The following is a 21,978-nucleotide window of genomic DNA, read 5'->3' as shown; positions in this document are numbered from 1 at the left end:
CGTTATGTCCTGGGAGGCATGACGGTGCCGGGGCGTGCTCTGGGGCGCCGGCAGCCGTCTCTCAACCGCCGCCCGCCTGATGCGCGCCACGATCACCAGCTGGAACTGGGTCACCGGCGCCCCTCGCGGATGATCAGCTTCTGAAGGGGAACGCGGCGGCCCGGCGGGCCGCCGCGTTCTGAGGGGGGCCGGGCTCAGCCGGCGGGGGTGGTCTTCTCCTCGTCACGGGGGAAGAAGGGGAGCTCGATGTAGACGCGGTCGGCGGCGGCGAGAATCTTCGCGGCGTCGTCGACCGGCGGATGGATGAGCTGGTTGATCCGCTTCTTGACCGCCGCGCCGTCGGCGCCCGAGGCCATCACCCTGCGGTCCCAGCCCCTGGTGAAGACCGCACCGGCGCCGCCCAGGTCCAGGCAGGTGACGTACGGGCCGGGAGTGAAATCGCGCAGCGGCACGCCGAGCAGGTCGGCCGCCGCGTTGTACCCGGCGACCTTGCCGAGCGGGGTGGCGTGCTGGCAGGCCTGCATGACCGTGTGCTCGGCGTCGAACGCCGCCGCGGCCGTGTCTCCCGCGACGAACACCTCGGGAAGGGCGCGCAGCCGCCGGTCCACCGGAACCCGGCCGAGGTGGTCGAGCTCGCCGGAGATCTGCCGGGTGAGCTCGCTGGCCCTGATCCCCACGGACCAGACCACCGCGTCCGCCTCGACCTTGGTGCCGTCGGAGAGGACGGCGTATCCGTCGCCGACCTCCGTCACCGTCGTCCCGAGGCGGCGTTCGACGCCCAGCCCGTCCAGCGCCGCCTCGATCTCCTCGCGCGGGCCCGGGCCGAGCTGGTCTCCGACCGCCTCCGACCGGTCCACCAGCAGCACCCGGCCCCCGGCCGCCAGCGCGGTCGCGGCCTCCAGGCCGACGAACCCGGCGCCGACGACCACGGCCGAATAGTCCTCCCGGCCGCGCAGATGGTCGGTGAGCCGGCGAGCCCCGTCCAGGGTGTCGATGTCGAAGAGCCGTTCGGCGCCCGGCAGGCCCTGAGGCGGAACGAGCTCGCTGCCCGCCGCCAGCACCAGGCGGTCATAGCCGATCTCCTCGCCGTCGGCCACCACCACGCGGCGGTCGGTGTCGATCGTGCTCACCGAGGCCCGCAGGTGCTCGACGCCGATCGGTTCGAGGATCCTGCTGAGCTCCACCTTGGCCAGGTCCGGCTCCGGCTCGTACAGGCGCGGCCGCAGCACCAGGTGCTCGTTCGGTGCGACGAGCGTGATGCGCAGGTCTCCCTCTCCGCGCGCCAGCGCCGCTCCCGCCGCGCTCCACACGCCCGCGAAACCGCCTCCGATGATCACAACGTGCGCCATCGTCTTGTCCTCTCTCAGCCTCGCCCCGGAAGATCGGGGTTCGGCAGGGAGACAAGACGGCGGGTTCAGATGTGACCGATGTGCCGGAATTTCTCGGGATTGGCCAGCCTCCTGAACACCGTGATCCGCCCGTCGGCGATCTCCACGGTGTCGAGCCAGACCAGCTCGCCGCCGTGGTAGGTCGCCAGGGCCGGGTGCCCGTTCACCTCGATGATCTGGAACGCGTCGGGGCGTCTGAGCTCGATCTGCCTGGCCGCCAGCAGGGCGATCCGCTCGGCGCCCCGGACCGGCCTGCGCGCGGCGGTCACCTTGCCGCCGCCGTCGGCGACATAGACGGCTCCAGGGTCCAGCAGCTCGACGAGCCCGGCGATGTCCCCCGCGTCGGCGGCCGCCTTGAACGCCTTGAGCACGCGTTCGGCCTCGGCTCTGGACGCCCGGGGCCGCTCCTTGACCGCGGCGACCCGCGCCCGCGCCCGGGAGGCGAGCTTGCGGCCGGCGGCGGGAGTGCCGCCGAGCACCTCGGCGATCCGGCCGAACGGGAAGTCGAAGACGTCGTGCAGCACCAGCGCGACGCGCTCGGCGGGGGTGAGCGTCTCCATGACCACCAGCATCGCGGTGCTCACCGACTCGTCCATGAGCACCCGGGCGGCGGCGTCGGGCCCGGTCAGCAGCGGTTCGGGCAGCCAGGAGCCGACATAGGACTCGCGCCGGACCCGCGCCGACTTCAACACGTTGTACGACGCCCGGGCGGCCAGGGTCACCAGCCAGGCCCGCAGATCCCGTACCTCGGACAGGTCGGCGGCGGCGGCGCGCAACCAGACCTCCTGCGTCACGTCCTCGGCCTCGGCCACGGTGCCGAGGATCCGGTAGGCGGCACCGAAGACCGCGGGGCGATGCGACTCCCAGTCGGCCTCCGCCAACGGGCCGGTCAGCTCCACCCTCGGCCTCCTGGATCGGTGATCGACTTCCGATCCTAGGCAGAACGCCCCGCCCCTCCGAAGGGCGCCCTCGTCGGCTGTGGAGCGCCACGTCGGCTCTCCCTTCGCGATGTAGTCGAGGAATTCCGACTCCGGTCCGAAGGCCGGGCGCCGCACGTTGGAATGCAGACCGTCCGCGAGCCGCCAGCCGATGTCCATCGGGAACAGGCTGGACATCCCGGCACGCAACCGCAGAGTTCCGGCCCAGCCGGATCGGCACATCCCTCGATCGGGTAGTCGTTTACCGATCTGTGCGGTTCATCCATTTATGGGCGTCGAGTGAGTAGTCGTAAGACGGCCGCCCACGTGCCCCGCTGACGTGGAACGGCGCGCCGGCGTCGTCGATGCGCAGCAGGCCGCGACGGGCTCCGCTGGACCACTCAAGTTCCAGGAACCAGCGCACATCCCGCATGGTCGAGCGCGCGGTCACCATGAGCACCTCGGGATCGGACACGTCCACCTTCAGAGGGAAGCCGCGCTGCTTGCCGCCAGGGGTGGCGATCGGCCGGGCCGCGTCCAGATCCACTTCGAATCCTCTCGGAGTCAGCGGGCCGCCGCAGCCCACGTCTCGGAACCCCATGAGGTAGTCGTTCCACGGCAGTGCCGGGTCGCTAGCCGCCACGCGGACGCGGATCGAGTGGAGCACGACCGCCTCGGCGCCGGTTCCCTGGACGGCGATTTCGATGAGCTGGTCGCCGGAGGTGACGGCACCGTGCGCGGCAACCCAGGTGGGCGCCTCCTGCCCTGCGGGCGGGGCCTGCACCTGGGATGGAGGCCGGTTGACGAGATAGCGCGGCGTGCACGGGTCCGGCCATGCGTATGGGTTGACGGTGACGGCCAGCGGGGTGGTCTCCGCTGCCGAGACGTGCGCGGACGGAGCCTCCTGGCGGAGATCGGCGGCGAGCACGGCGCTGGCCAGGAGCAGCGCGGCGGTTGTCGCGGCGAGTATCCACCCCGGGCGTGGGCGCAGGCGCGGGCGCGGGGTGGCCGCGGCTTCCCGGGGCGGGGCCTCCGGGGGGTGGGGGTGGGGCTCATGGCGCTGGGCGGCCTGCTGCCGCAGTGCGTCGACGACCAGCCATCGGCGGTGCAAATCGGCCTGCTCCTCCGGGGTCGCCCTGCACACCTTCCCGAACCGCTCCACCACGGCGAACTCCGCCGGTGTCGCCTCACCGCTGCAGTACCTGTGCAGCGTGGACGTGCTGACGTGCAGCCGCTTGGCCAGCGCCCCGTAGCTCATGCCCGACCGTTCCTTCAGTTCGAGCATCAACTCGGCGAGACCCGTCATGCGCCGTCCCCCTCTACGTCCCATCGGGCAGTCGTTTCTGCTGGTCAAGCGAACCGGGACGTCCCGCCGTCCCGTCCCGTCCGCCGGATGTGGCTGCTGGGACGAATCGCACAGCAAGGTGGAGCCCAGACAGAGCTCCACATGTGATCAAAGGACCAATAATGCTCGCACACGCTTTCCGTACGATCGCCGCTTCCGGTGTCGCCCTCGCGGCGCTCTCCCTCAACGCCGGAGCTGCGAGCGCCCAGGCACAAGGGCGCCCCGTGGCGTGCACCGCCGCCCACACCAAGGTCACGGCGCGGACCGTCAGCCGGCCCATCAACCACCTGGTGATCACGGTCAAGAACGTCGGCGGCACCGCCTGTGATCTGTACGGCTACCCCGGACTGCGGTTCAGCGGGGCGCAGGCGCTCGCCCCCGCTGTCGAGGACTCCCGGCCCCAGTCGGTAGTCACGCTGCGGCCGGGCAAGTCCGGCTACGCGTCCGTCATCCTGTCCGCGGCGGACGGCAGCGGCTCGCGCGGCCGTACCGTCAAGCGTCTCAAGGTCTATTTCCTCAACCGCAGCCTGACCGGCGGCGTCGGCCGCCCCGCGACTCCCGCCCTGCCCGCGCGTGGCGTCTACGTCGACGGCTCGCTCAAGGTCACCTACTGGCAGTCGACGCTGCAGGACGCGCTCACCTGGTGAGGGCCCGGCAAACGCGGGTAAGGGCGCCGCTCGCCGCTCGTGGCGGCGGGCCCGCATTGGGCTGCCGTGACCTTCTACGCTGTGGACAAACCGGTGGAGAGGGGTGCGCGGGTGCGGCTCGGCAGTCTGGAACGCTCGATCATGGAAGCGCTGTGGGAGCACCCCGAGGGGGTGCTGGCACAGGACGTGGCTGCCGCGCTCACGCCTCGCCCCGCGGTCACCACCGTCCTGACGGTGCTGGTACGGCTGGTCGACAAGGGCCTGGTCTCGCGCGAGCGCCAGGGCAGGGCGCATCTGTACACGGCCAGCATGAGCAAGGACGCTCTCGCGGCCGAGGCCATGCGGGCCGCGCTGGCCGACGCGGGAGATCTGGAGGCCGCGGTCAACCGGTTCGTGGGCACGGTCCCGCCCGAGGTGGCCGAAGCGCTGCGGGCGGCGCTGGCGGATCGGGAATCCTCGTGATGGGCTGGCTGATCGCCACCGCCATCGCCATGACGCCGATCCTGCTGGGTGGGCGGATGGCGGAACGCCTGGCGACCGCCGCATGGGCGAGCAGGCATCCGCGCGCCGCGCTCGTGCTGTGGCAGGCGATCGGGCTGGCCGGCGGCCTCGGTGCGATCGGGGCCGGCCTGGTGGCAGCGGTGACGGTCTTCCCGCACGGCCTGCACCAGCTTGGGCACCAGGTCGTCGATGGCCGCGGGCTGGCCGGCCTGGGGCCGGTGCGCGTCGCCGCGTTGGCCTGGGCCGTGGTGGTACCGGCCTGGCTGCTGCTCCACACCGTCAGGGCGACAGTGCGAACGGTGGCCGAGCAGCGGCGCCAGCGCCTCCTGGTGGACGTGGCGGCCGAGCACCGGGCCGAGCACGATATCTACGTACTGCCCGGCAGCAGCCCGGTCGCTTACTGCGTGCCGGGGTCCACCGCGCGGGTCGTCCTGAGTCGCGGGGCGCTCCAGCTGCTGAGCGAGCGGGAACTGGCCGCCGTACTCGCCCACGAACGCGCCCACGCCCGCGGGCGCCACGACCGCGTCCTGCTCCCGTTCATCGCGCTGGCCGGCGCGTTTCCGTGGCTGCCTGCCGTACGGACAGCACGCTCGGCCGTTCCCGTCCTGCTGGAGATGATCGCCGACGATCGGGCCTGCCGCGGGCGTGATCGCCTGGACCTCGCCCGCGCCATCGTGCACATGATCACACCCGGATCGTCCCCGGTGGCCGCCGCACCGGGACTGGCCGACGCCGCTGTCGTCCAGCGGGTGGAGCGCCTGCTGCACGCTCGAACCACGACGACCAGATGGGCCGGAGCGGCCGCCTACGGCACGGCGATAGCTCTCATGATGGGTCCCGTGGTCGTTCTGGCAGCCCCCATCGCCTGCGTCGTCATCTGGCCAGGGTGACCACCCCTCTGGGCGAGCCACCGCTGTCATCTGGCACATCGACCCCGCCGTCATCTTCTACGCTATGTAGAAGTTACTGGAAGGGAGATCCGGATGTCCCAGCAGCAGGACCGGGGCGAGGCGCGGCGCGCCAAGCTCCAGGCCGTCCAAGCCGAGCAGGAGAGATCCACGGCCCGCAGGCGCAACACCACCGTCACGTTCGCCGTGGTCGGTGCTTTCCTCGTGATCGTGGCCGGTGTGTTCGCCGTCACCAAGGCCACCTCGGGAGGCGGCGAGCCACAGAACGTCCAGTTGGTGCGGTCCGACAGCCACAGGCTGCAGAGCGCGCCCGGTGACAAGGTGACGTTGGTGGAGTTCCTCGACTTCGAGTGCGAGGCCTGCGGCGCCGCCTTCCCCGTCATCGAGCAGCTGCGCAAGCAGTACTCAGGCAAGGTGACCTTCGTGGCCCGCTACTTCCCCATAGCCAGCCACTTCAACGCCGAACGCGCCGCCCGCGCGGTCGAGGCCGCCGCCAAGCAGGGCAAGTTCGAGGCCATGTACCAGCAGATGTACCAGGTGCAGAAGCAGTGGGCGGAGAAGAAGGTGCCCGCCGACGAGCTGTTCCGCTCCTTCGCCCGCGGGCTCGGCCTGGACATGGCGGCCTGGGAGAAGGCCTACAACGATCCCACCACGCTGGCCCGCGTCGAACAGGACGTCGCCGACGGCAAGGCGCTCGGCGTCGAAGGCACCCCGACGTTCTTCCTCAACGGCCAGAAGCTCCAGCCCACGTCCACCGACGACATCAAGGCGGCCATCGATGCTGCTCTCGCCGGCTGACACCGCACAGCAGGACCGGGCGGGTTTCCCGCGCCTGCTGCCCGTTCTTCTGCTGGTCGGCGGCCTGATCGGGCTCGCGGCGGCGTTCGCCCTCACCGTCGAGAAGATCGCCCTGCTGAAGGACCCGGACTACGTGCCCAGCTGCAGCATCAACCCGGTGCTGTCGTGCGGCTCCATCATGAAGACCCCGCAGGCCGAGCTGTTCGGCTTCCCCAACCCGTTGCTGGGCGTCGCCTCCTTCGCCGTCCTGGTCACCGTCGGCGCGGCGCTGCTGGCCGGCGCGCGCTTCCACCGCTGGTTCTGGTACGGCCTGCAGCTCGGAGCCACGCTCGGGGTCGTCTTCGTGCACTGGCTGATCTACCAGAGCCTCTTCGTCATCGGCGCGCTGTGCCCCTACTGCATGATCGTCTGGGCAGTCACCATCCCGACCTTCGTCTACGTCACACTGCGGAACTTCCCGGCCAGGCGGCTGACCCGGTACCACAGCGTGATCGTGGCTCTCTGGTTCCTCGCCGTGATCACGTTGATCCTCATCCGGTTCTGGTCGTACTGGAGCAGCCTGATCTAGCGTCTAAACGGTGGCGAGCTCCCGCACGAGATGATCTATCTCCTCGGCGGTGTTGTAGTAGTGGACGGAGGCGCGAACGAGCTCGCCCAGCCCGCGGTCGGTCATGTCGAGCAGGGTCGACGGGGCGCGGGAGACGTTCACGTTGATGGATCGGGCACTCAGGCGAGTCTTGATCTCGTCGGCGGGAACGCCGTCGAGGGTGAAGGTGACGAGGCCGCAGCGTTCGGCGCCTCGGTCATGAACCCGGCAGCCAGGGAGCTCGCCGAGCCGTTCACGTAGCAGCTCGGCGAGCGAGTAGACGCGGTCCCGGATGTCGTCCAGGCCCCACGCCAACGCCTCGTCGATGGCCGTGCCCAACCCCAGGCGGGCGGCCACGCCGTACTCCCACGTCTCGAAACGGCGCGCGCCCGGCTGCTGCTCGTAGCTGCCGGGCGAGACCCAGCGGGCGCCGTGCAGATCGAGGAAGGGCGGGTCGAGCCGGTGGAGGGCGGTGCGCCGGACGTAGAGCAGGCCCGTGCCGCGCGGGGCGCGCAGGTACTTGCGCCCGGTCGTCGACAGCAGGTCGCAGCCGATGACGGAGACGTCCACGGGGAGTTGCCCGACGGACTGGCAGGCGTCCAGCAGGTACAGCGCGCCGACCTCCGCGGCCACCTTGCCGACCTCGGCCGCCGGATTGACCAGGCCGCCGTTCGTGGGGATGTGGGTGAGCGAGACGAGTTTGACCCGCTCGTCGGCCATCTCACGCAGTGCCTCGACGGAGATCTGGCCGAGGCCGTCGTTGGGTACCACGTCCACCTGGACGCCGTGGCGGTCGGCGATCTGGAGGTAGGCGATGAAGTTGCTGGCGTACTCGGCTTTGCTGGTGAGGATGCGGTCGCCGGGCTTCCAGGGAATGGCGTAGAAGGCCAGATCCCAGGCCCGGGTGGCGCTGTCGACGAGCGCGATCTCGTCGGGTGCGCAGTTCAGCAGGCGAGCGGCCGAGTGGTAGACCGCCTCAAGCCGTGCGGCTGCGCGGTTGGCCGCCTCATATCCGCCTGTGTCCGCTTCGCGGTGGAGATGATCGATCACGGTGTCGAGCACCCCGCGCGAGGGCAGCGCGGCCCCGGCGTTGTTGAAGTGGGCGACCTTACCGACACCGGGGGTGAGCTCCCGTGCGCGGGCGACGTCGATCACGAGGCCACCAGCCGCAGGAACGCCCGGACGCGGGGATGGTCGGGATCGGTGAAGAAGCTCGACGGCGGCCCCTGGGAGATCACCGTGCCGCCGTCCATGAACACGACCCGGTCCGCCACCTCCCGCGCGAACGCCGTCTCGTGCGTGACCACCACCATCGTCATGCCCTCCCGCGCGAGCTCGCGCATCACCTGGAGCACCTCCGCGTGTAGCTCGGGATCGAGTGCGGAAGTCGGTTCGTCGAAGAGGATCACCTCGGGCTTCATGGCCAGCGCCCGGGCGATCGCGACCCGCTGCTTCTGCCCGCCCGACAGCTTGGCCGGATAGCAGTCGCACTTGTCGGCCAGCCCGACCCGGGCCAGCAGTTCGCGCGCCTGGGGCTCGGCCTGCGCTCGTGGCACGCGCCGTACCGACAGCGGGCCCTCCATGACGTTCTGCAGGGCCGTCATGTGCGGGAAGAGGTTGAACTGCTGGAAGACCATGGCGGTACGGCGGCGCACCTCCCGAGCGGACCGTTTGGTCAGCTCGTGGCCGCAGATGCGCACGGTCCCCGCATCGGGAACCTCCAGCAGGTTGAGGCAGCGGATCAAGGTGGTCTTGCCCGAACCGGAAGGGCCCATGACCACGACCACCTCGCCCCGCTCCACGTCCAGGTCGACGCCCTTGAGCACCTCCAGGTCGCCGAAGCGTTTGTGCAGGTCACGCACGCTGACGATCACGCGTAGGCCCTCCTCATCCTGCGCTCCAGCACCTGCTGGCCGACCTGTAGCAACGTGTTGATCCCCCAGTACAGGAGGCCTACCAGCAGCAGCGCCTCCATGTAGCGGAAGGTCGAGGTGCCGATCCCCTCGGCCACCCGCGTCAGTTCGACGACCGTGACCGCCGAGGCCAGGGAGGTGTCCTTCATCAACGCGACGAACCTGCTGCCCACGGCGGGGGTGGCGATCCTGATCGCCTGCGGGAAGACGATCCGGCGCAGGGTTCGCCAGTACGGCATCGCCATCGAGGCCGCCGCCTCCCACTGCCCCTTGTCCACCCCGAGGATCCCCGCGCGGAAGTTCTCGCTCAGGTAGGCCGCGGAGAACAGCGTGAACGCCACGATCGCCGACGGGATGGGCGGGATCTCCACTCCCAGCTGCGGCAGCCCGAAATAGACAATCATGATCTGGATGAGCAGCGGCGTTCCGCGGAAAACCGACACATAGGCGGCGGCCGATGCCCGCAGCACCCGGCTGCCCGAGATCCGCGCCACGGTGACGAGCGCTCCGACGACGCTGCCGAGGACGAACGACACCACGCCCAGCGTGATCGTCACGCAGAGGCCGGTGAGCAGGTCGGGCAGGAAGTCGACCAGGAGGTCCATCAGACCCCCTTGAGCTGCTCGGCCATGTCCAGGCCGCCGAGCCACTTCTTGGAGATCGCGGTCAGCGTTCCGTCGGCGATCATGTCACCGAGCGCCTTGTCCACCGCCGCCTTGAACGCGGTCGACCCCTTGGCGAAGGAGATGCCGTTGACCTCCGACCCCAGCAGGGGTCCGGCCGGCTTGACCGCCAAGCCGTTCTTCTGCGCCAGGAAGGCGCCCTGGAAGCGGGACACCAGGGCCGCGTCGGCGCGTCCCCTGCCGACCTCGGTCAGCCCGAGCGTGGCGTTCTCGTAGGTCTTGATCTCAGCGCCCGGGATCGACTTCTCGGCGAAGGCGGCCTGTGTGGTGCCCGCCGTCACCGCCACCTTCTTGCCTTCCAGGTCGGCCGCCCCGACGATCGACGAGTTGCTGCCGACGAAGATCGAGATGCCGTTGACCTGGTACGGCCTGGAGAAGTCGACCTGCTTCTCGCGTTCGTCGGTGATGGTCTGACCCGCGATCACTGCGTCGAACCTGCCCGCCTGGACTCCGGCGATGAAGCTCTGGAAGTTCGACGCGACGAACTCCACCTTCTTGATGCCGAGCCGCTTGGCCAGCTCGTTGGCGACGTCGACGTCGTAGCCGGCGGGCTTGCCGTTCTCCAGGAAGTTCCATGGAGGGTTCGCCTGGGTCTGCGCGACGCGGATGACACCCGCGTCCTTGATCTGCTGGAGGAGATCTCCCTTGGCCTGACCGCCACAGGCGGTCAAGGCTGTCGCCGCGGCCACCACCACCATCAACCGAACCATCGACCTGCAACAGCTCGCCACCGCCGGTGCCTCCTTCTCGTGCTCACGCACGACTCGCCGGTCGGCCCTGCCCCCCGGCGCTCGTCAAAGCACCTCACGGCCAATATCGTCATATCTGTTCATATGACTGACTATGCGAAGGGTGCGCCGAACCGTGGTGCCCGTCAAGAGGGTGGACGGAGGTAACAACTCCCGCGCCATGAACGCCTGACCCAGGAGTGCGGGCACTCTCGTCGTCGGCGACGGCATGGTGCGCGGGCGGTGAGCAGGTGGCGGCGCCGTTCTTTCTCATGAACGCGCGGAGGTCCTGGTCAGGAGCTTCGCGCTGGGTGCCCGCCGCGTTTCGTATGAGCTTCACCAACTTTGGTATGGGTTATGGTTTTCATGTGAAGGGTTCTTCAGATGGTGAAGTCATGGCGATCGAGAGCTGCGGCACCCGTGTGGTGGACGCCGATCGGGTCGCGGCGGTCAACGTCCGCATGCCCACGGACCGCGACCTGACCGACACGGCCGACGTCTTCGGGCTGCTCGCCGATCCGGGGCGGCTTCGCCTGCTGCTGGCCCTGCTCGAAGGCGAACTCTGCGTCTGCGATCTCGCGGCGGTGAGCGGGCTGAGCGAGTCCGCGACCTCGCACGCCCTCCGCCTGCTGCGCGCCCACCGGGTCGTGTCGGTCCGGCGTGCGGGCCGCATGGCCTACTATCGGCTCGACGACGCCCATGTCAGGATGCTCCTCGACCTGGCGGTCGCCCACACCGAGCACACCGAGGCCATCCACCCCGAGCGGGAGGCCTAACCGCTCGCGCGGGGTCAGGCTGCCGGGGCGGAACCGGGCCTTGATCCCGCTTGGCCGGCGGATCGGTGCGAGCGAAGACCTGCGCCAGGATGACGTCGTCCGTCCGGAGATCGGCACGTAACTCGACGATTGACAGAAGCGCGATCGTGCCCGCAGACTCTATATCTGAATATGTGTTCAAGTATTGGAGATGTGATGGCTGGGCATGGGCATGGCCACGGGCATGGTCACGGGGTCGACGCCGGGGCGGACCGCCGCTACCTGAGCGGCGCGCTGGCCCTGATCGTCGGCTTCATGGCCATCGAGGTGGTCATCGGCTTCATCGCGCAGTCGCTGGCGCTGATCTCCGACGCCGGCCACATGCTCACCGACGCGATGGCCATCGTGTTCGCGCTGGTCGCGATGCGGATCGCGGCCAAGCCGCCACAGGGTGGCTTCACCTACGGGCTCAAGCGCGCCGAGATCATCTCCGCCCAGATCAACGGCATCACGCTGCTGCTGCTCGCCGTCTACTTCATCTACCAGGGCATCGCGCGCCTGATCACGCCGCCGGAGGTCGAGGGAGCCTTCGTGGTCGCCACCGGACTCGCGGGGATCGTGGTGAACCTGGGCGCGACCTGGCTGCTGTCGAAGGCCAACCGGTCCAGTCTCAACGTCGAGGGCGCCTACCAGCACATCCTCAACGACCTGTTCGCCTTCATCGCCACTACGGTCGCCGGAGCGATCGTGTGGTGGACCGGTTGGGCGCGCGCCGACGCCGTTGCGGCGCTGGTGGTGGCGGGTCTGATGCTCAAGGCGGGCTGGGGACTGGTGCGAGACTCGGGGCGGGTCTTCATGGAGGCCGCGCCCGCCGGTATGAACCCGTGGGACATCGGGCAGAAGGCTGCGGCCCTGGAGAACGTGTCGGAGGTGCACGACCTGCACGTGTGGGAGGTGACCTCCGGGTATGCCGCCCTGTCCGCGCACATCCTGGTCGAGCCCGGCGCCGACTGCCACGCCGTACGGCAGGCCGTGGAACGCATGCTGCACGACAGCTACGGCATCGAGCACACCACCCTTCAGGTCGACCACGCCGCACCCAAGCTGCTGACCATCGGCGGGGAAAGCGATCACTGCGCCGACCCGCACGGACCGGTGCACAAGAGTGGAGACGGGCTCTGATGGCCGGCGAAGACGTCGTTGGCCTTGCGATAGTGATCTGGAGCCTCGGCGGCGCCGATTTACAGGTTCGCGGAGACGCCGCGTTCGGGAAGATGGATTGTTCGGTATGACTGCTCAGCCGCTGGAACCCGTCGCGCCCCGTGATCCTGGGGAGGACCCAGCCGCGATCTTCGAGGCGCTTCCGCCGTCGCATCGTGCCCGATTCCGGTCAGAGTATGACGAGGCTCTGGATGCCGCGCACGACTTGGTCCGCTTCAAGCAGGTACAGACTCTGTTGCGTCAGTGGCGCCTGCGTGCGATCGCTTACTCCCGCCCCGGCTACGGGGAGGCCGTCGATGATGCTCTCCAGGGGCGTGCGGAGATGTTCACTCGCTACACCCCGCCGGAGTGGGAAGGCCGGCGGTGACCCCCCGCCCTCGATGCCACGCGGTACCTCCAACTGATCACGGGTGCAGGCGACGGGCGAGTTGTTCGGCGTTGAGAGTGCGGATGGCGTCGTCGACGGCTCGCCGGTCGGTGAGGTCGATGCCGCGGACGGTGAGGGCGGCGGCGATCTGTTTGGCGGGACCCCAGGAGGTGTGGTCATCGAACGCCTGGCGGAACTCGCGCAGGTGGTCGTCGACGGCGTCGACGACCGGGGTGATCCATCGGGGATCGACGCCGCGCTCACCAAGGGCGTAGGTCAACCACTGGCGCAGGACGTCGGGGAGGGCTGTGCGCTGGGCGGCGTCGAGGATGGCTTTGCGGGGTAGCCAGTCGGTGAGCAGCAGCATGACCTCGGTTGGGCTCCAGGCCAGCGGGCCGGAGACGATGTAGCCCTCGCCGTAGTCCAGGAACAGCTCGGCCAGGGACCTGCCCACCTCGTCGTTCAGGTTGTTGGCGGTGGTGAACTGCTGGATCAGGCGATGTCGAGGCCCATCGTGATGGCGGTATCGGTGGCACCGGCTTCGTCGGCGCCCCGACAGGCGTAGCCGTCACCATCCCACGGAGATCACATGATGACCGCTGAGCAGCCCTTCACGTACCACGCGTTCGTTGAACTCGCCGCAGCCGACCCCGCCGTCGTCGGTCTCGTCCTCAAGGGCTCCCGCGCCCACGACGGCATGATCACCGAGTATTCGGACTATGACCTGTACGTTGTCCTCGCAGACGGCGCGACAACGGATCTCACGCGGTTTGTGGGCTACCGCACCCCGGAACTCGACCTCGTCATCATCTCCCTCGCCGACTTCCGCAGGGCCGGAATGCCCGGCTTCGAGCGCTACGCCCTCGCTCGCGCCAGGGTCGTGCTCGACCGGCTCGACGGAGGCATCGCCCACATCCTGGCCGCTAAGGCACGGCTCGACGCCGATGAAGCATTCCGGGACTCCGGCGAATGGCTCGACGCCTATGCCAACTCTCTCTACCGCTCCGTCAAGAACGACCGTGACGGACATTCACTCGCGGCCCGCCTCGATGCGGCTGACAGCATCCGGTTTCTGTTGGAGCTGCTTTTCGCAATGGACCATCGCTCCCGGCCCTACAACAAGTACCTGGAATGGGAACTCGCCCGATACCCGCTGCCTGGTTGGGACACCGGCATGTTGCTGGACGCCGCGCACCGCATCTCAACAACGGGCGACGTGCCCCTGCAACGGCGCGTCTTCGCCCATGTCGAGGCGGCGGCCCGGCGCGCAGGGCACGGCGCGGTGCTGGACGCGTGGGGCGAGGACCTTGACCTGATGCGACCGTAATAGGGGATATCGCGAAAGGCTCCCCCACAAATGCGGTGCGACCGGAACTCGCCAAGCAGGGGGTCGAGCCGCCGCCCGACATCCGGCTCCATGACCTCCGCCACACGCACGCCACGATCATGCTGATTGCCGGCGTGAACCCGAAGATCGTGAGCGAGCGCCTCGGGCACTCGACGGTGAGCATCACGCTCGACATCTACTCGCACTGCCTCCCGACGATCCAGCGTGAAGTCGTTGAGAGGTTCGCCGCGATCATGGGCGGCAACGGCTGATCAAGGCCGGGAAGTAGTCAGAGCAGTATCACGGCTCGTTCTGGTGACGAAAAAGCAAAGGCCCCGAGTCTGTGACCTGCACAAACTCGGGGCCTCCTTGGTGTCCGAGGGGGGACTTGAACCCCCATGCCCATCACTGGGCACTAGCACCTCAAGCTAGCGCGTCTGCCTATTCCGCCACCCGGACTTGGTGCCTGACCCGCGGGACCTGCATCCCGCGTCGGCTCACACAGATTAGCACTCTCCGGCGCGTGGTTCACACCGAGAATCGGCGCTCCTCCTTTGGCCGGGTGGACGGCAGGATGGGAGGCGCAGGCCGTACCGAACAGGAGGAGCACGCCGTGACCGACCGAAGCACGGAAGATTCCGGAGAGAGGCGCATGACTCCGCTCAACGGTGAGGAAGAGGTCGTCGGCCTGTGCCGTGACCTGATCCGCATCGACTCCACGAACGCAGGCGACAACGCCGGTCCGGGCGAGCGCCGGGCCGCCGAGTACGTCGCGGAGAAACTGGCCGAGGTGGGCCTCGAACCGCGCATCCTCGAGTCCGACACCGGGCGGGCCAACGTCATCGCCCGGATCGAGGGCGCGGACTCCGGGCGCGGTGCCCTGGTGCTCCACGGGCACCTGGACGTGGTCCCGTTCAACGCGGCCGACTGGACGCACCACCCGATGAGCGGTGAGATCGCCGACGGGTGCGTCTGGGGCCGCGGAGCCGTGGACATGAAGGACATGGACGCCATGATCCTCGCGGTCGTACGGCAGCGCCTCAGCCAGAACAGGAAGCCCCCGCGCGACATCGTGCTCGCCTTCACCGCCGACGAGGAGGCCGGAGGCACGTACGGCGCGCAGTGGCTGGTCGATCGGCACCCGGAGGTCCTCGAAGGCTGCACCGAGGCGATCGGCGAGGTCGGCGGCTTCAGTGTGAGCATCTCGGACAGCCGCCGTCTCTACCTCATCGAGGCGGCGGAAAAGGGCATCGCCTGGATGAAGCTGACTGCGACCGGCCGGGCCGGTCACGGCTCCATGCTGAACGACGAGAACGCGGTCACCGAGCTGGCCGAGGCGATCGGCCGCCTGGGCCGCTACCAGTGGCCGGTGCGGCTGACGCCGACCGTCCGGTCCTTCTTCCGCGAGGCGTTCGACATCGAGCTGAAGGCCGAGGACGCGGAGGAGGCCGTGGCCAAGCTCGGCCCGCTGGCGCGGATGGTGGGCGCGACCCTGCGGAACACGGCCAATCCCACGATGCTGGACGCCGGCTACAAGGCCAATGTCATCCCGCAGGCCGCCACCGCGCACGTGGACGGCCGCTTCCTGCCCGGGTACGAGGACGAGTTCTTCGGCACGGTGGACGAGCTCCTCGGCCCCAACGTCACCAGGGAGTTCGTCTACCACGACGTGGCCCTGGAGACGGCCTTCGAGGGGTCGCTGGTCAAGGCCATGTCCGACGCGCTCCAGGCGGAGGACCCGGGTTCCAAGGCGGTGCCGTACACGCTGAGCGGGGGCACGGACCTCAAGGCGTTCAGCCGTCTGGGCATCCGCGGATTCGGTTTCGCCCCCCTGCGTCTTCCGGCGGATCTGGATTTCTCCGGAATGTTCCATGGGGTAGATGAGCGGGTTCCGGTGGATTCGCTCAAATTCGGGGTTCGAGTTCTTGACCGTTTCCTCGATTACTGCTGAGAAATCGGTTGCGATCACTTGGCGTACCGCTAAAGTAACTCTCCGTTGAGGGGCGATCCGCATCAGGCGGACTCGGTTGATCTCGGGGAGGTCGCGTGGCACGCACGCCGGACGAGCGGTCGCGGGCAGAGATGCCCGCCGCCGACCCGTGCGTGCCCGCGATTGCTTCCGAGGTCGGCGAGCGCAGCCGGGTCGCGCGGTTCGCGGCCGGTTCGCGTGTGGTCCGCTTTCTGATCGTCTGCGGATTCGTCGCCGCCGCGTGGGTGCTCGGTGTGATCTTCGGCGTCTTCGGCGCGGCCCCGGCCAGTGCCGACGCGGTCCCCTCAGCGGGCGTCATCGGGTCGGTCGTCGAGGGTGGTGCCTCCACGAGGGCCGACGGTTTCCCCACGACTGACGACGCGTCGGTCAACGCCGAAGCGATGGCCGGGCGCAATGTCGACGGGCTGACGAGTCAGTCGAAGCCCGGTTTCCCATCACCGTCCACCGCCGATCACACCCCAGGGAGCCAGGGCATGGTCCCCCAGGGGAGCGGTGGATCCATTCTGTTCGGGGACGTCGCACGTTCTATCTCCGACGTGCGGCTCGTGGCGCTGCCCGCACCTTGCGCGGCAGTCCTTCCCCCGGTCGTGCGCACAGCGGCGGACGACCCATCCATCTCGCCGGACTGATCCCGCCATCGCGCCGGTCCTGCTCATCGAACGTCGGACCGGTGGCGGAGCGCGCCCTGCGACGGCCTCGACTCCTCTGAGTCGTATCGTCTGCGCGGCTCCGTGCGGGTGGACGCGAGTTTCTTTTCCCAATCACTCATGACGGCCCACGGCCTCGCTGTGCCCGGCCGCACTCCGTCATGAGCCCGTCAGGTAATCCCCCAGAAAACCTAGGAGCATCCATCATGCGAACGTGGGCGAAGGGTTCGACCCCCGTGGCGCTTCTCGCCGTCGGTGTCCTGTCCCTCGGTGGCGGTACGGCTTTCGCCGACACCGACGGCCGCGGCTCGATCGGCGGAGGCAACCAGCTCAACCTCCCCATCTCGCTTCCGATCGACATCAGCGGCAACGCGGTCGGCGTCCTCGGTGACTCGACCGCCTCCTCGCGGGGCGGGGCGGCGGTCGTCGACAGCGGCCGGGGCGGCTCCGGCGGAGGCGCCGGCGGCAACACCACGAACGGCGAGAACAGCATCCTCGGCGGCAACCAGATCGTCGCCCCGATCACCGCGCCGATCAACGCCTGCGGGAACGCGATCGCGATCTTCGGTGACGCCACCGCGGGGTGCAAGGGCGGGGCGTCCGTCAAGAACTCCGGCGGCTCGGGTGCCGGCGGCAACCGGACCTCCGGCCGTTCCTCGATCCTGGGCGGCAACCAGGTGGTGGCTCCGATCACGGCGCCGATCAACCTGTGCGGCAACTCGGTCGGCGTCCTCGGTGAGGCGTTCTCCGGGTGCACGGGCGGCGCTTCGGTGAGCGGCGGCGGCAAGGGCGGCAAGGGTGGTGGCAAGGGCTACCGCGGCCGCGGCCGGGGCCACTGGAGCGGCGGCGGCGCCGGCGGCAACATCACGAGTGGTGAGCACGGCATCCTCGGCGGGAACCAGATCGTGGCGCCGATCACCGCGCCGATCAATGTCTGCGGCAACGCCGTCGGCAACGGCCGAGCCGGGTGCGCGGGTGGCACGTCCGTCAAGAACTCCGGCGGCTCGGGCGTAGGCGGCAACATCACCTCGGGACGTTCCTCGATCCTGGGCGGCAACCAGGTGGTGGCTCCGATCACGGCGCCGATCAACCTGTGCGGCAACTCGGTCGGCGTCCTGGGTGACGCCTTCTCCGGGTGCAAGGGCGGCGCTTCGGTGAGCGGCGGCGGCAGGGGCAACGGCGCCGGCCACAACGTGACGAGCGGCGCGCAGAGCATCCTGGGCGGCAACCAGATCGTGGCGCCGATCACCGCGCCGATCAATGTCTGCGGCAACGCCGTGGCCGTGCTCGGCGACGCCAAGGCCGGCTGCAAGGGCGGAGCTTCCGTCACCGGCGGCACCGGGGGCGGTCGCAACGTGACGAGCGGCGCGCAGAGCATCCTGGGCGGCAACCAGATCGTCGCCCCGATCACCGCGCCCATCAACCTGTGCGGCAACGCCGTCGCCGTTCTGGGCGACGCCGCCGCCGGATGCCTCGGTGGCGCGAGCGTGGGCGGCCAGGACCACGGCCGCACGAACTGGCACGGCACCTGGAACAAGAAGGCCCGCAAGGGCGCGCACAAGGTGCACACGAGCGGGATGCTCTCCGCGCTGCCGATGGTCCCCGGCGTTCCGGACAGCGGCCTGCTGCCCACCGCCGCCGCGTCGCCGGCCCGGCCGGCCGCGGGCAAGGGCGGCGCCGCCGGGGCGCTCGCCCCGGTGACCGGTCTGGTCGGCTCGCTGCCCGTCGCGAACTCCCTCGGCGGGGCCACCGACGTCCTCCCGCTCGGCAACCTCGGCCTGATGAGCGCCGAGCAGCCGGTCGGCGTGACCGGGATGAACCCCGGCTCCCTGATCGCCCTGGCCCTGGGCGCCCTGTTCGCCGCCTCGGCCACCATGTTCGCGGTCGTGCGGCGACTGCGCCCGCGCGGCCAGCGGTAGGGACACGTACGTGCTCGTCACGGGTGCACACGTGAACGAGTAGAAGCGCTTCTCCTCTCCGGAGGATGAAGAGCTTGCCCGCTCCGGGGGCGCGGCCCGGGGCGGGCAATGCCATGTCTGACAGCCGTGCTCGATCGCCGTGTGATCCCCGCCCGATGTGAACCGTCCGCGGATCAGCACGGGGCGTGGTCACATGGTGCGGACGACACGTATGATCTTGCGGCGCAGTCGGATGCGCCTGCTTCCGTCGGGATAGAGTCGCAGCCGGTCCAGCTCCCAGCTTCCGTACTCGGCATGCTCCGTGAGAACCTGCCTGGCGGCCTCGCGTGAGGTCCCGCAGGGCAGATACAGGTCCTTGTAGGAGTAGTCCAGCAAAGCGATTAGTCTCCGAGAGGTGTGTTAGGGGAACGCTCCTGGCTCTATTCTGCGTCCTTGCGGATAGAAGGTCCAGGTGAGTTACACACAGGGGCCGGACCGGGTAGCCCGAGGGGGAAGGACAACCGGCGACGGGTTACCGTCGAGACGGTCCCGTGGCCGAGCCGGGGCAAGGGCCGGCCGAGCCTGTGAAGGCGGCCGTCCCGACCGGGGACACGGGGAACGACAGGGAACAGCGAGGTAGGAAGCAGCGTGCCAGCCAAGGACGGCAACGCCGGCGCAACCCGCCTGGTGATCGTCGAGTCGCCTGCCAAGGCGAAGACCATCGCCGGGTACCTCGGGCGCGGCTACATCGTGGAATCCAGCATCGGCCACATCCGAGATCTTCCGGAGAAAGCCGACGACATCCCTGAAAAGTACAAAGGTGAGGCGTGGGCCCGTCTGGGGGTGAACGTCGACCATGAGTTCGAGCCGCTCTACGTCGTCAACCCGGACAAGAAGTCCCAGGTTTCCAAACTGAAGCAGCTGCTCAAGGACGCCGACGAGCTTTACCTCGCCACCGACGAGGACCGCGAGGGCGAGGCGATCGCCTGGCATCTGCGCGAGGTGCTGAAGCCGAAGGTGCCGGTGCACCGGATGGTCTTCCACGAGATCACGCCGCAGGCGATCCAGGAGGCCGTGGCCAGCCCGCGCGACCTGAACCTGCGGCTCGTCGACGCGCAGGAGACCAGGCGCATCCTCGACCGGCTGTACGGCTACGAGGTCAGCCCGGTCCTGTGGAAGAAGGTCAAGCCCCGGCTGTCCGCCGGCCGCGTCCAGTCCGTGGCGACCCGGCTGGTGGTCGAGCGCGAGCGCGAGCGGATGGCCTTCACCGCCGCCGCCTACTGGGACCTGCAGGCCCTCTTCGACACGGGCAGGGACGAGGACCCGCGCCGGTTCGGCGCCACGCTGGCCTCCGTGGACGGCAGGCGGGTCGCGCAGGGCCGTGACTTCGCGTCCACCGGCGCGCTCAAGAGCGCGGACGTCCTCCACCTGGACGAGGCCGCCGCCGGCGCGCTGGCCGCCCGCCTGGAGAACGCGTCCTTCTCCGTCACGTCCGTCGAGCGCAAGCCGTACACGCGAAAGCCGTACGCGCCGTTCCGGACGACGACGCTGCAGCAGGAGGCGAGCCGCAAGCTCGGCTTCTCGGCGAAATACACCATGCAGATCGCGCAGCGGCTGTACGAGAACGGCTTCATCACGTACATGCGTACTGACAGCATCACGCTGTCGGAGACCGCCGTCGCCGCCGCGCGTGGCCAGGCCGTCAAGCTGTACGGCTCCGCGTACGTGCCGGACAAGCCGCGCGTTTACACGAGCAAGGTCAAGAACGCGCAGGAGGCGCACGAGGCGATCCGCCCGTCGGGCGAGGAGTTCCGCACGCCCGGCGAGACCGGCCTGTCGGGGGACCTGTTCCGCCTGTACGAGCTGATCTGGCAGCGTACGGTCGCCTCCCAGATGAAGGACGCGGTCGGCGAGTCGGTGTCCGTCAAGGTCGGCGGCACCTCCAGCGCCGGCGAGAGGGTCGAGTTCGGCGCGACCGGCCGCACGATCACCTTCCACGGCTTCCTGAAGGCGTACGTCGAGGGCGCGGACGACCCATCCACCGACCGGGACGACGCCGAGAAGCGGCTGCCCAACCTGTCGGAGGGCGAGCGGCTGACCGCGGCCGAGCTGAAGGCCCTGGCCCACTCCACCAAGCCGCCGTCCCGCTACACCGAGGCGTCGCTGGTCAAGGAGCTGGAAGACCGCGAGATCGGCCGCCCGTCGACGTACGCGTCGATCATCGGCACGATCCTGGACCGGGGATACGTGTTCAAGAAGGGCACCGCGCTGGTGCCGTCCTTCCTCGCGTTCGCCGTGGTCAACCTGCTGGAGCAGCACTTCGGCAACCTGGTCGACTACGACTTCACCGCGGACATGGAGAAGGTCCTCGACGACATCGCCAACGACCGTGCGGAGCGGCTGCCGGAGCTGCGCCGGTTCTACTTCGGCGGCGACGGCGACGAGGGCCTCAAGGAGATGGTCACCGACCTGGGCGAGATCGACGCCAAGGAGATCAGCTCCTTCCCGATCAGGGGCAGCGACATCGTGATCCGGGTGGGCCGCTACGGCCCCTACCTCGACCGCGAAGGCGCCCGGGTCAACGTGCCCGAGGACATGACGCCCGACGAGCTGACCGCCGAGAAGGCCGAGGAGCTGTTCTCCCGGCCGAGTGGCGACCGCGAGCTGGGCAAGGACCCGGTCACCGGCAACGTCATCGTGGCCAGGAGCGGCCGCTTCGGCCCGTACGTCACGGAGGTCCTGCCGGAGGAGCCGGCGCCCGCCGAGGGGAAGAAGCGGGTCAAGAAGGCCGACGTGCCCAAGCCGCGGGCCGGCTCGCTCTTCAAGTCCATGTCGCTGGACACCATCACGCTCGAACAGGCGCTGATGCTGCTGACGCTCCCCCGGGTCGTCGGGGAGATCGAGGGCGAGGAGGTGACCGCGCAGAACGGCAAGTTCGGGCCCTACATCAAGAAGGGCACCGACTCGCGCTCGCTGGCCTCCGAAGAGGACCTGCTGACGGTCACGATCGACCAGGCCAAGGAGCTGTTCGCGCAGCCCAAGGCCCGGGGCAGGGGCCGGGCCGCGGCCGCTCCGCCGCTGCGCGAGCTGGGTGAGGACCCGAACTCCAAGAAGCCGATCGTGGTGAAGGAGGGCCGGTTCGGTCCGTATGTGACCGACGGCGAGACCAACGCCTCGCTGCGCAAGGGCGACACGGTCGAAGACATCACGACCGAGCGGGCCGCCGAGCTGCTGGCGGAGCGCCGCGAGCGGGCGCCGGCGCCCAAGCGGGCGACGACCACCCGGGCCAAGAAGGCGCCCGCGAAGAAGCCCGCGGCCAAGTCCACCACGAAGTCCTAGCCCGTCGAGCCCCCGCTGTC

The 21,978-nt window shown here is 69.3% G+C and carries 23 protein-coding genes and 1 tRNA gene; 14 read left to right on the top strand and 10 right to left on the bottom strand.

Annotated features, from left to right (window positions below):
* Window positions 1-194: 194 nt before the first annotated feature.
* The 3 genes from AWQ71_RS28905 to AWQ71_RS28895 form a co-directional block, all read right to left on the bottom strand.
* Entirely contained in the window at window positions 195-1,349 is a 1,155-nt protein-coding gene (locus AWQ71_RS28905) for an NAD(P)/FAD-dependent oxidoreductase (protein ID WP_067138667.1), read from the bottom strand.
* A 65-nt stretch (window positions 1,350-1,414) separates the two neighbouring features.
* Complete coding sequence (gene sigJ / locus AWQ71_RS28900; RefSeq protein WP_067139010.1) at window positions 1,415-2,287, bottom strand: RNA polymerase sigma factor SigJ; 873 nt, start codon at window positions 2,285-2,287, stop codon at window positions 1,415-1,417.
* Window positions 2,288-2,567: 280 nt separating this feature from the next.
* Window positions 2,568-3,611, bottom strand: coding sequence for a helix-turn-helix domain-containing protein (locus AWQ71_RS28895; RefSeq protein ID WP_218002005.1), 1,044 nt, complete (start codon window positions 3,609-3,611; stop codon window positions 2,568-2,570).
* 161 nt (window positions 3,612-3,772) lie between these two features.
* Here AWQ71_RS28895 and AWQ71_RS28890 point away from each other — a divergent pair, with 161 nt between their 5' ends.
* From AWQ71_RS28890 to AWQ71_RS28870, 5 genes are all read left to right on the top strand, one after another.
* The gene (locus AWQ71_RS28890) at window positions 3,773-4,297 is read left to right on the top strand and encodes a DUF4232 domain-containing protein (protein ID WP_067138663.1); all 525 of its coding nucleotides are present in this window, start codon (window positions 3,773-3,775) and stop codon (window positions 4,295-4,297) included.
* A gap of 66 nt (window positions 4,298-4,363) precedes the next feature.
* Window positions 4,364-4,759, top strand: a complete 396-nt coding sequence (locus AWQ71_RS28885) for a BlaI/MecI/CopY family transcriptional regulator (RefSeq protein ID WP_245658545.1) — start codon at window positions 4,364-4,366, stop codon at window positions 4,757-4,759.
* Entirely contained in the window at window positions 4,759-5,688 is a 930-nt protein-coding gene (locus AWQ71_RS28880) for a M56 family metallopeptidase (protein WP_067138659.1), read from the top strand. Before AWQ71_RS28885 ends, AWQ71_RS28880 begins: the two co-directional genes overlap by 1 nt.
* 93 nt (window positions 5,689-5,781) lie before the next feature.
* Window positions 5,782-6,504, top strand: a complete 723-nt coding sequence (locus AWQ71_RS28875; RefSeq protein ID WP_084259406.1) for a DsbA family protein — start codon at window positions 5,782-5,784, stop codon at window positions 6,502-6,504.
* Entirely contained in the window at window positions 6,485-7,072 is a 588-nt protein-coding gene (locus AWQ71_RS28870; RefSeq protein WP_067138657.1) for a vitamin K epoxide reductase family protein, read from the top strand. Before AWQ71_RS28875 ends, AWQ71_RS28870 begins: the two co-directional genes overlap by 20 nt.
* Before the next feature lie 3 nt (window positions 7,073-7,075).
* Here AWQ71_RS28870 and AWQ71_RS28865 read toward each other — a convergent pair whose 3' ends face one another.
* Genes AWQ71_RS28865 through AWQ71_RS28850 form a run of 4 tightly spaced genes read right to left on the bottom strand, consistent with a single transcriptional unit; the run spans window position 7,076 to window position 10,384 of the window.
* A complete protein-coding gene (locus tag AWQ71_RS28865; RefSeq protein ID WP_067138656.1) occupies window positions 7,076-8,245 on the bottom strand; it encodes an aminotransferase class V-fold PLP-dependent enzyme in 1,170 nt (389 codons plus the stop codon).
* Window positions 8,242-8,964, bottom strand: a complete 723-nt coding sequence (locus AWQ71_RS28860) for an amino acid ABC transporter ATP-binding protein (protein ID WP_281196290.1) — start codon at window positions 8,962-8,964, stop codon at window positions 8,242-8,244. The genes AWQ71_RS28865 and AWQ71_RS28860 overlap by 4 nt, the downstream gene beginning before the upstream one ends.
* On the bottom strand, window positions 8,961-9,608 hold the full coding sequence (locus tag AWQ71_RS28855) for an amino acid ABC transporter permease (RefSeq protein WP_067138654.1): 648 nt from the start codon (window positions 9,606-9,608) through the stop codon (window positions 8,961-8,963). The genes AWQ71_RS28860 and AWQ71_RS28855 overlap by 4 nt, the downstream gene beginning before the upstream one ends.
* On the bottom strand, window positions 9,608-10,384 hold the full coding sequence (locus tag AWQ71_RS28850; protein WP_218002004.1) for a transporter substrate-binding domain-containing protein: 777 nt from the start codon (window positions 10,382-10,384) through the stop codon (window positions 9,608-9,610). Before AWQ71_RS28850 ends, AWQ71_RS28855 begins: the two co-directional genes overlap by 1 nt.
* Window positions 10,385-10,809: 425 nt before the next feature.
* Here AWQ71_RS28850 and AWQ71_RS28845 point away from each other — a divergent pair, with 425 nt between their 5' ends.
* The 3 genes from AWQ71_RS28845 (at window position 10,810) to AWQ71_RS44700 (ending at window position 12,757) form a co-directional block, all read left to right on the top strand.
* The gene (locus tag AWQ71_RS28845; RefSeq protein ID WP_067138650.1) at window positions 10,810-11,190 is read left to right on the top strand and encodes an ArsR/SmtB family transcription factor; all 381 of its coding nucleotides are present in this window, start codon (window positions 10,810-10,812) and stop codon (window positions 11,188-11,190) included.
* 195 nt (window positions 11,191-11,385) lie between these two features.
* Complete coding sequence (locus AWQ71_RS28840; RefSeq protein ID WP_067138648.1) at window positions 11,386-12,351, top strand: cation diffusion facilitator family transporter; 966 nt, start codon at window positions 11,386-11,388, stop codon at window positions 12,349-12,351.
* 106 nt (window positions 12,352-12,457) lie between these two features.
* A complete protein-coding gene (locus AWQ71_RS44700; protein WP_067138646.1) occupies window positions 12,458-12,757 on the top strand; it encodes a DUF6247 family protein in 300 nt (99 codons plus the stop codon).
* 37 nt (window positions 12,758-12,794) lie between these two features.
* Here the strand turns inward: AWQ71_RS44700 and AWQ71_RS28830 are convergent, their stop codons facing one another.
* Window positions 12,795-13,211 carry a hypothetical protein gene (locus tag AWQ71_RS28830; RefSeq protein ID WP_067138644.1) on the bottom strand — a complete coding sequence of 139 codons (417 nt, stop codon included), beginning with the start codon at window positions 13,209-13,211 and terminating at the stop codon, window positions 12,795-12,797.
* Window positions 13,212-13,346: 135 nt separating this feature from the next.
* On the opposite strand from AWQ71_RS28830, the gene AWQ71_RS28825 reads away from it, so the two are divergent.
* Both AWQ71_RS28825 and AWQ71_RS28820 read left to right on the top strand, forming a co-directional pair.
* Complete coding sequence (locus AWQ71_RS28825) at window positions 13,347-14,084, top strand: hypothetical protein (protein WP_218002003.1); 738 nt, start codon at window positions 13,347-13,349, stop codon at window positions 14,082-14,084.
* A 35-nt stretch (window positions 14,085-14,119) separates the two neighbouring features.
* Window positions 14,120-14,356 (top strand): tyrosine-type recombinase/integrase, encoded by a 237-nt coding sequence (locus AWQ71_RS28820; protein WP_067138642.1) that lies wholly within the window; start codon window positions 14,120-14,122, stop codon window positions 14,354-14,356.
* Window positions 14,357-14,454: 98 nt separating this feature from the next.
* On the opposite strand, the gene AWQ71_RS28815 is transcribed toward AWQ71_RS28820, so the two are convergent.
* Window positions 14,455-14,543 (bottom strand) — tRNA-Leu (locus AWQ71_RS28815).
* Window positions 14,544-14,736: 193 nt separating this feature from the next.
* Between AWQ71_RS28815 and AWQ71_RS28810 the strand changes: the two genes are divergently transcribed.
* From AWQ71_RS28810 to AWQ71_RS44005, 3 genes are all read left to right on the top strand, one after another.
* Entirely contained in the window at window positions 14,737-16,035 is a 1,299-nt protein-coding gene (locus tag AWQ71_RS28810) for a M20/M25/M40 family metallo-hydrolase (protein WP_067138640.1), read from the top strand.
* A 95-nt stretch (window positions 16,036-16,130) separates the two neighbouring features.
* Window positions 16,131-16,703, top strand: coding sequence for a hypothetical protein (locus AWQ71_RS28805; protein ID WP_084259404.1), 573 nt, complete (start codon window positions 16,131-16,133; stop codon window positions 16,701-16,703).
* 224 nt (window positions 16,704-16,927) lie between these two features.
* Window positions 16,928-18,640: a chaplin family protein gene (locus AWQ71_RS44005; protein WP_067138636.1), complete on the top strand. Its 1,713-nt coding sequence runs from the start codon at window positions 16,928-16,930 to the stop codon at window positions 18,638-18,640.
* Window positions 18,641-18,829: 189 nt separating this feature from the next.
* On the opposite strand, the gene AWQ71_RS28795 is transcribed toward AWQ71_RS44005, so the two are convergent.
* Window positions 18,830-19,015: a DUF5703 family protein gene (locus tag AWQ71_RS28795; RefSeq protein ID WP_067138634.1), complete on the bottom strand. Its 186-nt coding sequence runs from the start codon at window positions 19,013-19,015 to the stop codon at window positions 18,830-18,832.
* A gap of 252 nt (window positions 19,016-19,267) precedes the next feature.
* Here AWQ71_RS28795 and topA point away from each other — a divergent pair, with 252 nt between their 5' ends.
* Entirely contained in the window at window positions 19,268-21,958 is a 2,691-nt protein-coding gene (gene topA, locus AWQ71_RS28790) for a type I DNA topoisomerase (RefSeq protein ID WP_067138632.1), read from the top strand.
* Window positions 21,959-21,978 lie beyond the last annotated feature (20 nt).

Origin of the sequence: Microtetraspora malaysiensis (assembly GCF_001528665.1) — a bacterium.
Lineage (GTDB): Bacteria > Actinomycetota > Actinomycetes > Streptosporangiales > Streptosporangiaceae > Microtetraspora_A > Microtetraspora_A malaysiensis.
Note: the sequence above shows the minus strand (reverse complement) of the source record. Positions and strands in the feature narration are given on the sequence as shown.

Excerpts from the sequence above, each read along its gene's own strand:
- AWQ71_RS28810 (WP_067138640.1), top strand. The coding sequence starts at position 14,737 with ATGACTCCGCTCAACGGTGAGGAAGAGGTCGTCGGCCTGTGCCGTGAC.
- AWQ71_RS28845 (WP_067138650.1), top strand. The coding sequence starts at position 10,810 with ATGGCGATCGAGAGCTGCGGCACCCGTGTGGTGGACGCCGATCGGGTC.
- AWQ71_RS28870 (WP_067138657.1), top strand. The coding sequence starts at position 6,485 with ATGCTGCTCTCGCCGGCTGACACCGCACAGCAGGACCGGGCGGGTTTC.
- AWQ71_RS28895 (WP_218002005.1), bottom strand. The coding sequence starts at position 3,611 with ATGACGGGTCTCGCCGAGTTGATGCTCGAACTGAAGGAACGGTCGGGC.
- AWQ71_RS28850 (WP_218002004.1), bottom strand. The coding sequence starts at position 10,384 with ATGGTGGTGGTGGCCGCGGCGACAGCCTTGACCGCCTGTGGCGGTCAG.
- AWQ71_RS44005 (WP_067138636.1), top strand. The coding sequence starts at position 16,928 with ATGCGAACGTGGGCGAAGGGTTCGACCCCCGTGGCGCTTCTCGCCGTC.
- AWQ71_RS28840 (WP_067138648.1), top strand. The coding sequence starts at position 11,386 with ATGGCTGGGCATGGGCATGGCCACGGGCATGGTCACGGGGTCGACGCC.
- AWQ71_RS28875 (WP_084259406.1), top strand. The coding sequence starts at position 5,782 with ATGTCCCAGCAGCAGGACCGGGGCGAGGCGCGGCGCGCCAAGCTCCAG.
- AWQ71_RS28890 (WP_067138663.1), top strand. The coding sequence starts at position 3,773 with ATGCTCGCACACGCTTTCCGTACGATCGCCGCTTCCGGTGTCGCCCTC.
- AWQ71_RS28855 (WP_067138654.1), bottom strand. The coding sequence starts at position 9,608 with ATGGACCTCCTGGTCGACTTCCTGCCCGACCTGCTCACCGGCCTCTGC.
- AWQ71_RS44700 (WP_067138646.1), top strand. The coding sequence starts at position 12,458 with ATGACTGCTCAGCCGCTGGAACCCGTCGCGCCCCGTGATCCTGGGGAG.
- AWQ71_RS28880 (WP_067138659.1), top strand. The coding sequence starts at position 4,759 with ATGGGCTGGCTGATCGCCACCGCCATCGCCATGACGCCGATCCTGCTG.
- AWQ71_RS28825 (WP_218002003.1), top strand. The coding sequence starts at position 13,347 with ATGATGACCGCTGAGCAGCCCTTCACGTACCACGCGTTCGTTGAACTC.
- AWQ71_RS28905 (WP_067138667.1), bottom strand. The coding sequence starts at position 1,349 with ATGGCGCACGTTGTGATCATCGGAGGCGGTTTCGCGGGCGTGTGGAGC.